We start from the raw sequence: 15,676 nt of genomic DNA on the forward strand, positions 1-15,676 counted from the left end.
AAGATTATGAAAATACATAGATGGATTATTAGCCTGGTATTCTGTTGTTGCGTAACTTTTCTTTCCGCACAAATCCGTGGAACGGAAATTACTGTAGTCGTATCTCCCGACCATACGGACTGGAAGTATCAGTTGAAAGAAAAATGTTCGTTTACAATTCAGGTATATAAGGCACAAAACCTTTTGTCCGAAGTGACAATAGACTATGAGTTGGGGCCGGAATGGTATCCGGTGGAAAAGAAGAAAGGGATTTTATTGAAAGACGGAAAGACAAGTGTAACGGGTTGTATGGATGTTCCCGGTTTTTTACGCTGTAAAGTGCGTGCGTCTGTTGGCGGACATGTATATGAAGGATTGGCTACTGTGGCTTATGCACCTGAAGAGTTGAGGCCACATGCATCGGTTCCTGCAGATTTCAGCCAGTTTTGGAATACTGTTTTGAAGGAAGCCCGGCAGATTCCTTTGCTTCCTGTTATGGAGCTTATTCCTGACCGTTGTACGGATAAGGTAAATGTCTTCCATGTCAGTTTTCAGAATATTTGTAACGGTTCGAGAACGTTCGGTATTCTTTGTATACCCAAAAAGCCGGGTAAGTATCCGGCGTTACTTCGCGTGCCCGGTGCCGGAGTGCGTCCCTATTCGGGAGATGTCCATATGGCTTCCAAGGGAGTGATTACGTTGGAAATAGGCATTCATGGGATTCCTGTGACGATGCCGCAGATGGTATATGACGTATTGTCGAAAGGAGCGCTTAACGGATATCCTCATCAAAATGACAATAGCCGGGATAAGAGTTATTATAAGCGTGTTTTCGCTGGTACTCTTCGTGCAGTCGATTTTATAGCTTCTTTGCCGGAATATGACGGGAAAAATATGGGAGTGACAGGTTCCAGTCAGGGAGGAGCACTTTCTGTTGTAACGGCGGCATTGGACAAACGGATTACCTTTTATGCAGCTGTCCATCCTGCGATGTGTGACCATCAGGCACATTTGAAGAAGACTGCCGGAGGATGGCCTCATTACTTCTATTATTTTCCTCAACCATCAAAAGAGCGGATTACCACAGCAGCGTATTATGATGTGGCAAATTTTGCACGACTTATTACTGTACCGGGTTGGTTCAGTTGGGGATATAATGACGAAGTATGTCCGCCTACCTCTATGTATGCAGTTTATAATATTATTACAGCTAAAAAGGAGTTGCATCCTTATTTAGAGACGGGACATTATCTATATCAGGAGCAATCTGATGAGTGGAATAAATGGCTTTGTCGTCAACTAGGTTTATAAATTGGCAGATGATATGGAAACGACAGTTAGAAAATTAAAGGAAGAAATGCAGTGTATGCTAACGGGCAATATTCTTCCGTTTTGGATGAATCATATGGTGGATTCGGAGCATGGCGGTTTTTATGGACGAATTTCCGGCACAGGAGAACGTATTCCCGGAGCTTCTAAGGGTGTTGTTTTGAATGCAAGAATTTTGTGGACTTTCTCATCGGCTTACCGTTTGTTGCATAAGGACGAATACTTGAAAATGGCGAACCGTGCCAAACAGGAATTGATAACTCATTTCTATGATCACGAATATGGAGGGGTATTTTGGTCAGTATGTGAAGACGGTTCTCCTTTGGATACTAAAAAACAAATTTATGCATTAGGTTTCGCTATCTATGGATTGAGTGAATATCACCGGGCTACGGGAGACGCAGAAGCGCTTGAATATGCTATACGTCTGTTTTATGACATTGAAGAACATAGCTTTGATCGGATTAAGAACGGTTATTGTGAGGCGTTGACCCGTGAATGGAATGAAATAGAGGATAGGCGTTTGAGTGAGAAGGATGAAAATGAGCGGAAAACGATGAATACGCATTTGCATATTCTGGAGCCTTATACAAATCTTTTTCGTGTTTGGAATAATGAGTATCTGGAGCGTCAGCTACGTAACCTTATAGAACTCTTTACCGACCGGATACTGGATCTTGAAACCGGGCATTTACGGTTGTTTTTTGATGATGACTGGAATAGTAGACATGACATAGTTTCGTATGGGCATGATGTAGAAGCATCGTGGTTGCTGCATGAGGCTGCCTTGCTCATCGGTGATAAACGACTGATAACCCGGATAGAACCGCTTGTGATAGAGATAGCGGAAGCGGCTTCCGAGGGGTTTCTTCCAGGTGCGGGTATGATTTATGAAATGAACGGGAGTTGCGGTTCAATAGATGCCGAGCGGCATTGGTGGGTACAAGCGGAAGCGATTGTTGGATATATAAACCTTTACCAGCATTTTGATGACCGTTTGTCACTGTTGAGGGCAGTACGATGTTGGGAATTTGTGAAAAGACATCTGGTTGATTACGACAATGGAGAATGGTTTTGGGGAATACGTGCAGACGGAACAGTGAACCGTGCAGAAGATAAGGCGGGTTTTTGGAAATGTCCTTACCATAATGGGAGAATGTGTATGGAGATAATGGAGCGGTTTTAGATGAATAATAGAGAAAGGAGTATTAAGATGAAGAAATGGATATTAATCATTTTACTTTTTACCGGATGTTCGGCAGACCATCAGGCACAGGAAGGGGGAGTGCAGACACAGGTGAAGGTAGATTTCAGTAAGATGCATTTCGGTTGTGACGGGAATAGCATTACTGCGGGTAATCAGTGGTCAAAAACGGTTGTTGATATACTTGGTTTTGCCACTCATCATAATGTTGCGGTAGGATCGGCAAAATGGGCATGTTATATTGATACGCAAGAATATGGCAGTAAGGACTTTGCCGGTATTTCCGGTGGGTGGAAATCTACAGATGATAAAGTGGAAATACAGAAAAGACACAATAATGTGGCAAAAGTGCATATTCAGAAGTTTATATCAGAAGTAGAAAACGGTAGTTTTCCGGCACCGGATATATTTGTTTTTTCTATGGGTACGAATGATACAAAAATAGGAAGTGCGCTTGACGCTTTGAAAGAGGAAATATTGGATAAAGTAGATCTTACTACTATGGCAGGGGGAGCTCGCTGGTGTATTCAGACTATTATTGAGCGTTTTCCTGAATGTCGGGTATTTCTCTGTACGCCTATCCAGTCGGGAAGTGCGTCTCATAATGAACTGAACTTGAAAAAAATAGCAGTTTTGCGGGAAATATGCAATGCTTTTTCTGTTCCGGTGATTGATTGTTATTCTGAATGTGGCATTAAAGCGGAAGACGAAGTTTGGGGAGAACATGGGCGTTATTTGAAAGACGGGTTGCACCCGGATGTAGAAGGGCAACAATTAATGGGGCGTTATATTGCGAAGAAAATACAGGATTATTTAGAGGTAAATTAACCTATGGACATAAAAAAAGGAGCAACGCCTTGCTCCAACCTTTGTTAACCTTAAATCTAATACTATGAAAAACACATTGCAAAGATACGGACTATTGGGAAATTAGCAAATTATCCAAGAAAAATAGCATGTTTTATAACACGTTTTAATGTTTTTCTCCTACTTGTTAAGAAATAAGCCCTCTTTTTTTGATGGAATGCAACACTAATTGTGAAAATTGAATTGGAGGATACCGTTGATTCTCTGCCGAAAAACCGTTATCTTTGCAAAGATATTGCAATTGTTTACCCTAAATAAAAAAGAAAAGGAGAGAACCGTGAACGAAGAAGAAATCGTCCTCACCCCGATGATGAAACAGTTTCTGGATTTGAAGGCCAAACATCCGGATGCAGTGATGCTGTTCCGTTGCGGTGACTTTTATGAAACATATTCTACGGATGCTATTGTTGCATCGGAAATATTAGGAATCACACTGACAAAACGTGCTAACGGGAAAGGAAAGACTGTTGAGATGGCGGGATTCCCGCATCATGCTCTCGACACCTATCTTCCGAAATTGGTTCGTGCCGGAAAGCGTGTTGCTATCTGTGACCAGTTGGAAGATCCGAAAATGACGAAAAAATTGGTGAAACGTGGCATTACCGAACTGGTGACTCCCGGTGTTTCTATCAATGATAATGTCCTGAATTATAAAGAAAATAACTTCCTTGCTGCCGTTCATTTCGGGAAAGCTTCCTGTGGGGTTGCTTTTCTTGATATTTCTACCGGTGAATTCCTAACTGCAGAAGGACCTTTTGATTATATTGATAAACTGTTGAACAACTTCGCCCCGAAGGAAATTCTTTTTGAACGTGGCAAACGTTTGATGTTTGAAGGTAATTTCGGCAGTAAGTTTTTCACGTTCGAGCTGGATGATTGGGTGTTTACAGAAACGACGGCTCGTGAGAAATTGCTGAAACACTTTGAGACGAAGAATCTGAAAGGTTTTGGGGTGGAGCATTTGAAGAATGGTATCATTGCTTCCGGTGCTATCCTGCAATATCTGACGATGACGCAACATACGCAGATTGGTCATATCACCTCATTGGCTCGTATTGAAGAAGATAAATACGTCCGTCTGGACAAGTTCACTGTGCGCAGTCTTGAGCTGATTGGCAATATGAATGACGGCGGAAGCAGTCTGCTCAATGTGATTGACAGAACGATCAGCCCGATGGGGGCGCGTCTGCTGAAACGTTGGATGGTTTTTCCATTGAAAGATGAGAAACCAATCAATGAACGTTTGAACGTAGTTGAATATTTCTTCCGTCAACCGGAATTTAAAGAACTGATTGAAGAGCAGTTGCATTTGATAGGGGACTTGGAGCGTATTATTTCCAAAGTGGCTGTAGGCCGTGTGTCGCCTCGTGAAGTTGTTCAGTTGAAAGTTGCTTTGCAAGCAATTGAGCCAATAAAAGAGGCATGCCTGGAAGCTGATAATGCCAGCTTAAATCGTATTGGTGAACAGCTGAATCTTTGTATTCCTATTCGTGACCGGATTGCTAAAGAGATAAATAATGATCCTCCTTTATTGATAAATAAGGGCGGAGTAATTAAAGACGGTGTGAATGCAGACCTGGATGAATTGCGCCAAATCTCTTATTCAGGAAAAGATTATTTGCTGAAGATACAACAGCGTGAAAGTGAGTCGACGGGTATTCCGAGCTTGAAAGTTGCTTATAATAACGTATTCGGTTACTATATCGAGGTTCGTAATGTCCACAAAGATAAAGTTCCGAAAGAATGGATTCGTAAACAGACGTTGGTTAATGCGGAGCGATATATCACACAGGAACTAAAGGAATATGAAGAGAAAATTCTGGGTGCCGAAGACAAGATTCTTGCGTTGGAGACTCAATTATATACGGATTTGGTTCAGGCATTGACGGAGTTTATTCCGCAGATACAGGTGAATGCGAATCAGATTGCACGTTTGGATTGCTTGTTGTCATTTGCCAATGTGGCCCGTGAGAATCGTTATATTCGTCCGGTCATTGAGGATAATGATGTGTTGGATATTCGCCAGGGACGTCACCCGGTGATTGAAAAGCAGCTTCCGATTGGCGAGAAGTATATTGCTAATGATGTAATGCTGGACAGCACTACGCAGCAGATTATTATTATTACAGGTCCAAACATGGCCGGTAAGTCTGCGCTTTTACGTCAGACAGCATTAATTACGTTATTGGCTCAAATCGGTTCGTTTGTTCCTGCGGAGAGTGCGCACATTGGTTTGGTAGACAAGATATTCACTCGTGTAGGAGCGAGTGATAATATATCGGTCGGAGAATCTACATTCATGGTAGAGATGAATGAAGCGGCAGATATTCTAAACAATGTTTCTTCCCGAAGTCTGGTGTTGTTTGATGAGTTGGGACGTGGTACGTCTACTTATGACGGTATTTCCATTGCTTGGGCAATTGTAGAGCATATCCATGAGCATCCGAAAGCTAAAGCACGTACCTTATTTGCTACGCATTATCATGAATTGAATGAGATGGAGAAATCCTTCAAGCGTATCAAGAATTATAATGTATCGGTGAAAGAAGTTGATAATAAGGTAATCTTCCTTCGTAAGCTGGAGCGGGGTGGTAGTGAGCACTCTTTCGGTATTCACGTGGCAAAGATGGCTGGTATGCCGAAAAGTATAGTGAAACGTGCCAATGAGATACTGAAGCAGCTCGAATCTGACAATCGCCAACAAGGAATTTCCCGTAAACCGTTGACGGAAGTGAGCGAGAACCGTGGAGGGATGCAGTTGAGTTTCTTCCAACTGGATGATCCGATTCTCTGCCAGATTCGTGATGAGATTCTGAATTTGGATGTGAATAATCTCACTCCGATTGAGGCATTGAATAAGCTGAATGATATCAAGAAGATAGTCAGGGGGAAATAATTATTTCCCCTTAATTTAAAATCTGTAATATGAAGCAATGGGGAGAATGATAATCCTTGTTTGTGCTTTATTTTAGTAACTCTTCTACTTTCCTGTAAAACAATGAAAGATGATGCCCGTCTACAAATCCATGATGAATGGTCATAGCGATAGGCATTACTAATTTGCCTTCTTTGGTGATTGCTTTTCCTGCATTCAGTAGCGGATAATTGTTGCCACTTTGTTTTTCTTGTGTACCCGTGATTGAAGTAAAATATAAATCGGGAGTTGCGCTTAACAGGATCAGACCGTAATCTCCGTGGGCTACCTCTCCATTTTTGGCTGCATACGGATCACCATCCTCGGGAATAGAATCAATAATTTTCCGGGCTTCCTGGTGAAAGGTGTCAAAATCTTCGTGATAAGGAAAGCGTATGGTGAAGAATTTGCCGTTCTCTTTTATTTTGATTGGAGATAGAATATCTATTTTATCATAGAGCACTACGCGACCTTCCGGATCAATGCGATAGCGTAATTCGGGAATCTCATTGGCTGCACGGAGCACAGCATAAAGGTAGTGCAAGAAGAAGAATTGATGAGCCTCTTTGGCCCGTTTCTTTGCTCCTCCGTATTCTACTTCGGAGGTAATGGATAATTGTGGATTCTGGAAGTGGCGGAAGAAGTTGAAATTCTCCTTCCGCTCCCAAGTTTCTATATCTATGATATGTTTCATTTCTTTTCTACTTTCTTCCGGTCATAGAAGAACATGAAATAAACGCCTATGATGACAAATGGAACGCTTAACCATTGTCCCATGTTGAACGTCATGCCGTTCTCGAATGCTTCCTGATTTTCTTTCACGAACTCGATGAAGAAGCGGAAAGTAAAGATGTAAGTCAGACAGAGTCCGAAGAAGAATCCGCGATGTAATTTCTTGCTGTAATTCTTATACAGATAAATCATGATGAAGAACAGGATAAGATAGGCGATGGCTTCGTAAAGCTGTCCCGGATGACGGGGCTGCATATCAATGCGTTCAAAAACAAATGCCCAGGGCACATCAGTCGGTTTACCGATGATTTCAGAGTTCATCAGGTTGGCAAGGCGAATGAAGCAGGCTGTGATTGGAGTAGCTACGGCAATCATGTCTACCACATCCATATAGTGGAGCTTTGTCTTACGGCAATATAACCAGAGCGAAATCATCAATCCCAGTGTGCCACCATGACTGGCCAATCCCTCGTATCCGGTAAACTTCCAGTTTCCGTCCGGCATAAACTTGATGGGAAGAATCATTTCCCAGAAATGTGACAGATAGTATCCCGGATCATAGAATAAACAGTGTCCCAGACGGGCACCGATCAGAATACCAAAGAAACAGTAAAAGAAAAGCGGGTCAAACTTCTTTTCTTCTATCTTTTTATCCCGGAACTGGTAGTGAACAACAACATAAGCAAAGAATATTCCTACTGCCCACAATAATCCGTAATAACGGATAGAAATACCGAACAGGTTGAATAGTTCGGGATTCGGGTTCCAGTTGATGTTGAGAAGTGAATACATAGGCTTGGTAGTATTATTTATTTAATAGGTTTCATTCTTTCTCTAGTGGCTATTCTTTGAATTTTTCTGCAACCATCCGGTAGGTCGGTATGTCAATACCTTGTTCTTCGGCTGCTGCAATCATATCGAAGAGCAGTCCCTGTATCTCGGATTCGTGTCCGCGTGCCAGATCTTTCTGCATGGAAGCAGTGCTTTCGGGATCCAGTTTATCGATAACTTTCAGATTGTAAGTAACAGGAGCTTCCGGGAATTCCACACCTAGCTTCTTTCCTAAAGCAGCGCTCTCTGTAGTGAGCCCGATGAATGTATCCCGTACCTTTCCCGGCTTTTGGACTTCACCCATCGGGACATCGTAGTAAGCCCCTGTTAAAGCCATTGCCGAAATAAACGACCATTTGATAAACGTATCCCGGTTGATATCCGGTGAAAGGTCTACTTTGATACCTGCTTCCTGCAAATCCTGTTGGATAGCTTCCAGTAATCCGGGTTTAACGATAGTGCCGCGATGAGCGCCGTACACCAACCGGAAGATTTTCCCCATTTGGGTGATTTCTCCTGTGCCGGATACAAACCCCACAATATAGATGCAACCATCCAGAACGGTGACTCCCGGAACAAGTTTCTGTATCCGCGGTCCTGTTCCATACACATTCAGTATGGGGATGACAACCGTATCTTTGTGAGCGGCTCTTTGAATGAGTTCTACAATAGAATCGACCGAGTAACCTTTCACGCATACAAATATCACATCCGCTTTTCCATTGAATTCTTCAGCGGTAGTTGCCGGAATCCGGAGCGTATGTTCGCCTTTTAAATCCGACTTCAGTTTTAAACCATCCGTTTGTATTGCTTGCAAATGAGCACCACGGGCAATACAGGTCACATCTTTGCCTGCCAGCGACAAAAATCCTGCGATACTGCCGCCTACACCTCCAGTTCCTGCGATGAGATACTTCATGTTATTAGCGAATTAATAATTAATGAGTCGTTGGTGATTATTGATAATCACACATTGAAACGGAAATGCATGATGTCTCCGTCCTGCACTACATATTCTTTTCCTTCCACACCCAGCTTTCCGGCTTCTTTCACTGCTGCTTCCGATCCGTATTGAATATAGTCCTCGTATTTGATAACTTCGGCACGGATAAAGCCTTTTTCAAAGTCAGTATGGATAACACCAGCACATTGAGGAGCTTTCCATCCCTTTTCGTAAGTCCAGGCGCGTACTTCCTGCACACCGGCTGTGAAATAGGTTTCAAGATTCAATAACTTATAAGCTGATTTGATAAGACGTGCTACGCCCGATTCTTCCAAGCCTACTTCGGCAAGGAACATCTGGCGGTCTTCGTACGTTTCCAGTTCGGCAATGTCCGCTTCTGTTTTGGCTGCAACCACCAGAATTTCAGCATTCTCGTCTTTCACGGCTTCGCGTACCATATCTACGTATTTATTGCTGTTTACTGCACTTGCTTCATCAACGTTGCAAACGTACATCACCGGTTTGCTGGTTAGCAGGAACAGTTCGTGAGCAATCTTTTGTTCGTCTTTCGTTTCGAAAGTCACTGTACGTGCAGATTTACCTTGTTCTAGTGCATCTTTATATTGGACGAGTACATCATAAGCTTGTTTAGCAGCCTTATCTCCACCTGTTTGTGCCTGTTTCTGTACTTTTTGAATACGGCTTTCGATTGTTTCCAGATCTTTCAGTTGGAGTTCGTAATCGATGATCTCTTTGTCACGGACAGGGTTTACACTTCCGTCTACGTGTGTCACGTTGTCGTCGTCGAAGCAACGGAGCACATGGATGATTGCATCTGTTTCACGGATATTGGCAAGGAACTTGTTTCCCAGTCCTTCACCTTTGCTTGCGCCTTTTACCAGTCCGGCGATATCTACGATTTCTACAGTTGTAGGAACAATTCGTTGGGGATGTACCAGTTCTGCCAGTGCGTTCAGACGTTCGTCAGGAACGGTAATTACACCTACATTCGGTTCAATTGTACAGAAAGGGAAGTTTGCCGCTTGTGCCTTTGCGTTCGACAAACAGTTGAAAAGAGTCGACTTACCCACGTTCGGTAGTCCGACAATACCACATTGCAATGCCATTTATCTATTTCGTTTTTATTTAATTATCGATAATTTGACTGCAAAGATAGGCATTTTGGTAGAGTTTTAGTATTTTGCTTGGTATTTCTTATAAAAAATCAAGAACAAAGTGAATCCAATCAAGGCAAACGGTACACCTGTCAGGGCAGGATAACGGTATCCGCCACTAACAGCCAGTCCGCCTACATAGGCACCGATGGCGTTTCCGAGATTGAACGCAACCTGTACGCAGGCTGCTCCCAGCATTTCTCCTCCTTTTGCTACACGGATAATCAATATCTGTTCCGGACTGGATACAGCAAACAGTCCTGCCGTACAAAGGCACATTAACAGGGCGGCTGCCCATTTATATGGAGAGAGAAAGAAGATAAGCAGCAACATCACGCAGATAAGTGCTTGTGCGGCAGTTCCCACCTTTCCGGGAGTGTAACGGTCGGAAAGACGTCCGCTAATCAGGTTTCCCATCACCATACCGAAGCCGGCAAGAATCATTAAGGGCGTAATGCTTTCTACAGAGAAGCCGGACACATTGGTAAGCAGCGGATTGATGTAGCTATACCAACAGAATACACCGCCGTTTCCTAAGGCTGTGGCACCAAGAATCAACCATGGAGCCGGAGTTTTAAGAAAACGGAACTGCCCTTTAAAGCCGGTGTCCTGCAAACCTTCTACATGGGGAACCCATCGCCAGATATAGTACATGATAACAATTCCCCAGATACCGACCAGTAGGAAAGTGGCACGCCAGGAAAGCATGGTACTTAAAGAAGTTCCCAGAGGTACACCGAATAGGTTGGCAATGGTCATTCCGGCAATCATGATGGAGACGGCTTCCGAGCCTTTGCCTTTATCGGCCAGTTTTTCGGCAACAATAGATCCTACTCCGAAGTATGCGCCATGAGGTAAGCCGGAGATGAAACGGGCAGCGAGTAACACCCAGTAATTGGGAGCCATAGCCGCACAGATGTTACCTATCATAATCAAAGTAATTAATACCAACAGAATATGTTTTAATGGATATTTGCGGGCCAATGTCAGTACAGGGGCACCAACGCAGACGCCTAATGCATAAGCAGATATGAAATGCCCTGCGGTAGGAATACTAATACCTAAATCTTTTGCCACATCGGGCAAAATTCCCATCATCACAAATTCGGCAATACCCAATCCCAGTGTACCGAACGCCAATGCAATAAGACTCTTCTTCATACCAAACTTTACCTAATACCTGTTGCTTTTTACCTTTTGATCTGCCGCTTTTTTATTTCGGCTGCAAAGGTAAAACAAAATCTTTCAAGGTGAGTTCAAGCCGGACGATTTTGATTTAAATCAATTTGTACAATATCAGTGTAAACGTCAGGTAATACATTTTGAGGCATCATATGATATATGAACTATGCCTAATTATCGACTCTTTTCAATTCTTGCAAATTCTTCAAATATTTGCAAGAATTGGAAAGACTAAGTAATTGATTTAACAATTTCATCAAACATTTCTCCTTTTACATACCCTTTCTTTACTTTATTGAGTGATATTTCATCTATCAGTTTTCTTTCTACAAGACCGTCAATATCATTTTTAGCAGTAGTATGAGTGACAGAGAACCTGTTCTGCAGTTCTTTTACAGTGAATAATATTTTAGGGTTATCATTAATAAGCCTAAGAATATCTGCCTGGCGTTCGTTGATATTATCTAATTTATAGAATACAGATGCCTGATGTTTCTGGTCTAATTTACGTTTAATATAAGTTTGTAGTTCTTTAAAGGCAAGCTCCAGCACCCGAAGGTTATAAGCTATGAAATATCCCATGTCTTTCTCATCTGCTTCCGTGTATAAGTAAGCATTTTCATAGGACTTTTTTGATTTGGCAATAACCCTTGAAATAGATAAGTATTCAGTCAACCAGTAGCCACTTTTTAGCATATACCAATAAAATAGGGCTCTTGCTGTACGTCCGTTTCCATCCACAAAAGGATGCATATAGGCAATCATAAAATGAATGATAATGCCTCTGATGATCGGATGAATAAATACTTTGGGATTGTTTTCATTGAAGAATGTACATAAATCTTCAATAAACGGAAGAATGTCTTCATATGGAGGAGGTGTATGTACTACTTCATGTGATATGGCATCTTCCACCACTACTTCGTCATTCGTTCTGTATCTCCCAGCATCAGCTGGGTTTTCTAATGTCTTTTCGGTCATTAAGACATGAATTTGTTGTAATAGCCCAGACGATAACGGGGTATTTATATGTTGAGTTATAAAGCGTATGGTCTGATAATTGTTGAATATCATCTGTTGAGACTTGTCTTGTGGAGAAAGGCTTTTTCTCAACATCTCCTTTGCTACTTTTCTGGTAGTTGCGGCTCCTTCCATTTGGCTGGAAGATATGGCTTCTTCCATTAATGAACTAATTAGATATTGTTCTTTGTTTTCTGCTGGGATGATTGAACTACTTCCCCAGGAACCACCGAAGTTCATATCAAACTCGTGACACATTCGTTGCATGGCATTGGTTATACTGATAGATATACCATACTTTTTCCATACGATCATTCGTTTTGCTTTTCGTGATGCTTTTATGTAGCACCACAATTCTTTATTGGATATTCCATCAGGAGTCCTTTGATATTTTACATCAGACCAGTAACTATACTTATCATTGTTTTTTTCTATGATTGCTTTGAGTTTTTCAAGCGGTTCAGTCAGAAGAACACTTAAATATTCTTTCTGACTTATTTGAGGTGGAAGTTCAATCATACTATCACTTGTTTATATTATATTGGGACCTACAAATATAACGTTTTTCTTTCCAATTCTTGCAAATTCTTCAAATATTTGCAAGAATTGGAAAGAATGACGATGTGATATTAAGAAATGTCGTCTGAAAGGTATATCGTAAAATGGGCTTATTGTTTCTTTATCCATTCCATGATATCCTTTAAAACTTCCGGGCTGATGGTTTCTTCCAGTTGCCCGTATTCCGCCAGTGTTCCTTTTTCGCAAGTCTGAAACAGATGGTTTAAGTTGGGATAGGCTTTGATAGTTACATTTTTATTTCCATTTCCAGTGATTCTTTCTTGGATGGCGGTCAGGTTCATGGCGGCATCCACTTGAATGTCTTTTTCTCCGTTCAGTGCCAGAACCGGACATTTTAGTTCCTTCAAGTCTTCGGCCGGGTCATATCGCATAAAATGCAGATACCACGGAGAAGTCATCGAACTGATTTGCGCAGATATCTGCTGGATGGTATTTAAATCTTTCAATTGTTCGGGAGACATTGTTTGGGTAACGTCTGCATACAATTCTTTCTGTAACTCTTCGGGAGTTTTATCCGTTTGTTGCAGTATGGCGTATCTGTTTCGGATAGACGGTTTCACCCCCTGCCAAACGGCATCCGGCATTCCTTGAGACTTAGAGATTAACTCTGCCTGCTTCAACATCAGACTATCACCTTTCACACCGGCTCCTGCCAATGAAACGACAAATGCGATCGACGGATCTTTTTTTGCAACGATGAATGCAATGATTCCACCTGCACTATGTCCGATGATACCGATTTTCTTCGCATTAATTTCTTTTCTGCTGCGCAGATAATTGATAGCAGCCTCCGTATCTGTGGCAAAATCCTCATTGGTAGCTGTTGCATGATTACCTTGTGAAGCGGCAGTTCCCCTATCATCACATCTAAGTACGGCAATCCCGTTCTGGGTCAGATAATCGGCGATGACGAGGAAAGGCTTGTGTCCCATGATTTCTTCATCCCGGTTCTGTGCACCGCTCCCTGTCACCATAACCACTGCCGGAAACTTAGTTCCCTTTTGGGGAAGAGTCAATGTTCCGGCAAGGTTGATGCCATCCTGCTCATTCCTCACAATGACCTCTTCGTTTTTGTAGGGGAAAGGCGGTTGAGGCTCCTGCGGGCGCTTGGGGCGGCTGGCTTCTCCCTTTTCCAAATTCAACGGAATAGGCATTCCCTGTGTAAACGTCCCACTGATTGTTTGATTACTATCCAATTTTCCTTTGTAAGAGGCATGGATAATGGGTATCTGGATTGTCAATATAGAATCATTGAAAGAAGTGGTCTGCGTCTTTATGCCGTTAGCTCCCTGGTCGGGGCTGTCCAATGTCGTCACATAAGTTCCCTGTCCTGTTTGACTGATATGGAATACAATAGTCAGTGAACCGGTGGGAATGGAAAGTTTTCCATGCCAGGTTCCCGAAATGTCCTGGGCAGAAACAGGGGGTGAGAAGAACATTCCGGCTATTACTAGTCCGGTAATGAGGGTAACGATGCGGGCAGCTTTAATTATTTTCATAAGAGGAAAAATTAGATTTGATCTTATTGTAAATATAAGATATAACAAAGGTAATAATTTTCCTCATTATAAAAATAAGACATTACCCAATCTTGTCAGAATCTGGTAATATCTTATTCAGAAACATCTTAATCTATTCCAATATCGTGTAATATTTATAATATACCTATTGAATTATTCTAAACTATATAACAATCGCCTTCTGTCCGTACTGGATGGCTTCAGATATTTTTGGCAGATCTCCTCCCAACCCGATTTATTGTCATAGAAAGAAGCACGGTGCAATATCCAACAACTTGTTTGCAACTCTTTTTCCCAATCCCTGCTTTGCTGGTATGGAAACTCACTTTGTGGCTTTCCGATAAAAGAAGCCATATACTTCAATGCTTTCGCGATGCAACGCCCGTCTTTGGAAGTGCTGTTGTAGACATCTATACCTAATGTATGGCCGATTGCACACATATCCATTATAAGAGCCAGATTGTAGTTTGTGTAACTAAGTCCGTTGGTGCGCTCCAGTTCTCTAAGCTGTCTGCCGTCGGGTTCGATTTGTGGGAACAATCGTAACTTTGCAAACTCACTGATTGTCTTCCGTGCCAGGACGGAATCTCCGGTGAAGAGCGCATATACCGTTTGTTGCACGTCGAAAGATACTCCATGATTATTTTCAGATGTCCTTGCCTCGTCGGCTACAGGACTGGTGCGAATCCATTCCAGATAATCGGTAAACCAATCTTTCAGACCGGAACGGTCTGCTATTGTAAAGTCGGTGGAAGTATTCATCATCTCCACTGCATCCAGTAAATTGATAAACGCATAAACATCAATCATGCCGAATCCTCTGCCCTTGTTCTCATTATGTCCCGGAATCATTTGTGCATAATTCATGTTGGGATTCATGCGAGTTTCAGGGTTCAGAAACCAGATACGGGTGAGTTCAGCAGCTTTGGCTGCATATTTCTCATTGCCGGAGAAATAGTAGGCGATTCCTAAAGTCGATATATCATTAATTGTCTTTCCGATGTTCGTACAGTCACTGGTTGCATTAGGGTTGCGTACTCCGTCTTTGCGGATATAAGGCAGACCGTCGGGCTTCGTCGGATCGGGCCACCAGTAAGGTCCCATACTAACGTAGTCGTGTTTGTCCCCGCTACCCGCAACCATCGTTTTATCCATCACGGAGACAGGTTTACTTTTCAGGGCTTTGTCCGCCTCATTCATCAATTTAGTGATGGCAGACGCATATTCTTTCGACTCCATACGGGCTTTTACCTTAGCCAGTTTCTTTCCGTCGTATATTCTGGTAGATGGAATTTGCGCAGTTACCCTTCCTGCTCCGGTGAATAGGAAGAGAATGACCATCCATAATTTAGCAGATTTCTTCATGTTTTTATCCGTTAGTTTAAACAATTAAATCCTCCG

At 42.3% G+C, this 15,676-nt stretch carries 12 protein-coding genes; 4 read left to right on the forward strand and 8 right to left on the reverse strand.

Annotated features, from left to right (window positions below):
• The first annotated feature begins 6 nt into the window (after positions 1-6).
• The 4 genes from NQ505_RS05190 (at position 7) to mutS (ending at position 6,275) form a co-directional block, all read left to right on the forward strand.
• Positions 7-1,290, forward strand: coding sequence for an acetylxylan esterase (locus NQ505_RS05190; protein WP_032854159.1), 1,284 nt, complete (start codon positions 7-9; stop codon positions 1,288-1,290).
• 13 nt (positions 1,291-1,303) lie between these two features.
• Positions 1,304-2,494, forward strand: a complete 1,191-nt coding sequence (locus NQ505_RS05195; protein ID WP_009001312.1) for an AGE family epimerase/isomerase — start codon at positions 1,304-1,306, stop codon at positions 2,492-2,494.
• Between the two features lie 27 nt (positions 2,495-2,521).
• Positions 2,522-3,340 carry an SGNH/GDSL hydrolase family protein gene (locus NQ505_RS05200; RefSeq protein ID WP_032854065.1) on the forward strand — a complete coding sequence of 273 codons (819 nt, stop codon included), beginning with the start codon at positions 2,522-2,524 and terminating at the stop codon, positions 3,338-3,340.
• Between the two features lie 346 nt (positions 3,341-3,686).
• Positions 3,687-6,275, forward strand: coding sequence for a DNA mismatch repair protein MutS (mutS, locus tag NQ505_RS05205; RefSeq protein ID WP_032854157.1), 2,589 nt, complete (start codon positions 3,687-3,689; stop codon positions 6,273-6,275).
• Positions 6,276-6,342: 67 nt separating this feature from the next.
• On the opposite strand, the gene NQ505_RS05210 is transcribed toward mutS, so the two are convergent.
• From NQ505_RS05210 to NQ505_RS05245, 8 genes are all read right to left on the reverse strand, one after another.
• Positions 6,343-6,987 (reverse strand): chloramphenicol acetyltransferase, encoded by a 645-nt coding sequence (locus NQ505_RS05210; RefSeq protein WP_009001309.1) that lies wholly within the window; start codon positions 6,985-6,987, stop codon positions 6,343-6,345.
• On the reverse strand, positions 6,984-7,817 hold the full coding sequence (gene lgt / locus NQ505_RS05215; RefSeq protein WP_009001308.1) for a prolipoprotein diacylglyceryl transferase: 834 nt from the start codon (positions 7,815-7,817) through the stop codon (positions 6,984-6,986). Before lgt ends, NQ505_RS05210 begins: the two co-directional genes overlap by 4 nt.
• 49 nt (positions 7,818-7,866) lie before the next feature.
• Entirely contained in the window at positions 7,867-8,775 is a 909-nt protein-coding gene (locus NQ505_RS05220) for a ketopantoate reductase family protein (protein WP_009001307.1), read from the reverse strand.
• A 47-nt stretch (positions 8,776-8,822) separates the two neighbouring features.
• A complete protein-coding gene (gene ychF / locus NQ505_RS05225) occupies positions 8,823-9,926 on the reverse strand; it encodes a redox-regulated ATPase YchF (protein ID WP_009001306.1) in 1,104 nt (367 codons plus the stop codon).
• Between the two features lie 66 nt (positions 9,927-9,992).
• Complete coding sequence (gene araJ, locus NQ505_RS05230; RefSeq protein WP_009001305.1) at positions 9,993-11,135, reverse strand: MFS transporter AraJ; 1,143 nt, start codon at positions 11,133-11,135, stop codon at positions 9,993-9,995.
• 252 nt (positions 11,136-11,387) lie between these two features.
• Positions 11,388-12,695: a Fic family protein gene (locus NQ505_RS05235; RefSeq protein WP_009001304.1), complete on the reverse strand. Its 1,308-nt coding sequence runs from the start codon at positions 12,693-12,695 to the stop codon at positions 11,388-11,390.
• A gap of 149 nt (positions 12,696-12,844) precedes the next feature.
• Positions 12,845-14,254 (reverse strand): alpha/beta fold hydrolase, encoded by a 1,410-nt coding sequence (locus tag NQ505_RS05240; RefSeq protein ID WP_009001303.1) that lies wholly within the window; start codon positions 14,252-14,254, stop codon positions 12,845-12,847.
• 174 nt (positions 14,255-14,428) lie between these two features.
• A complete protein-coding gene (locus tag NQ505_RS05245; protein ID WP_009001302.1) occupies positions 14,429-15,640 on the reverse strand; it encodes an alginate lyase family protein in 1,212 nt (403 codons plus the stop codon).
• Between the last annotated feature and the right edge of the window lie 36 nt (positions 15,641-15,676).

Source organism: Bacteroides sp. D2 (assembly GCF_025147085.1).
Classification (GTDB): domain Bacteria; phylum Bacteroidota; class Bacteroidia; order Bacteroidales; family Bacteroidaceae; genus Bacteroides.

What these genes read in the sequence shown, in the direction of transcription:
- NQ505_RS05190 (WP_032854159.1), top strand. Translation starts at nt 7, where the DNA reads ATGAAAATACATAGATGGATTATTAGCCTGGTATTCTGTTGTTGCGTA.
- NQ505_RS05195 (WP_009001312.1), top strand. Translation starts at nt 1,304, where the DNA reads ATGGAAACGACAGTTAGAAAATTAAAGGAAGAAATGCAGTGTATGCTA.
- NQ505_RS05200 (WP_032854065.1), top strand. Translation starts at nt 2,522, where the DNA reads ATGAAGAAATGGATATTAATCATTTTACTTTTTACCGGATGTTCGGCA.
- mutS (WP_032854157.1), top strand. Translation starts at nt 3,687, where the DNA reads ATGATGAAACAGTTTCTGGATTTGAAGGCCAAACATCCGGATGCAGTG.
- NQ505_RS05210 (WP_009001309.1), bottom strand. Translation starts at nt 6,987, where the DNA reads ATGAAACATATCATAGATATAGAAACTTGGGAGCGGAAGGAGAATTTC.
- lgt (WP_009001308.1), bottom strand. Translation starts at nt 7,817, where the DNA reads ATGTATTCACTTCTCAACATCAACTGGAACCCGAATCCCGAACTATTC.
- NQ505_RS05220 (WP_009001307.1), bottom strand. Translation starts at nt 8,775, where the DNA reads ATGAAGTATCTCATCGCAGGAACTGGAGGTGTAGGCGGCAGTATCGCA.
- ychF (WP_009001306.1), bottom strand. Translation starts at nt 9,926, where the DNA reads ATGGCATTGCAATGTGGTATTGTCGGACTACCGAACGTGGGTAAGTCG.
- araJ (WP_009001305.1), bottom strand. Translation starts at nt 11,135, where the DNA reads ATGAAGAAGAGTCTTATTGCATTGGCGTTCGGTACACTGGGATTGGGT.
- NQ505_RS05235 (WP_009001304.1), bottom strand. Translation starts at nt 12,695, where the DNA reads ATGATTGAACTTCCACCTCAAATAAGTCAGAAAGAATATTTAAGTGTT.
- NQ505_RS05240 (WP_009001303.1), bottom strand. Translation starts at nt 14,254, where the DNA reads ATGAAAATAATTAAAGCTGCCCGCATCGTTACCCTCATTACCGGACTA.
- NQ505_RS05245 (WP_009001302.1), bottom strand. Translation starts at nt 15,640, where the DNA reads ATGAAGAAATCTGCTAAATTATGGATGGTCATTCTCTTCCTATTCACC.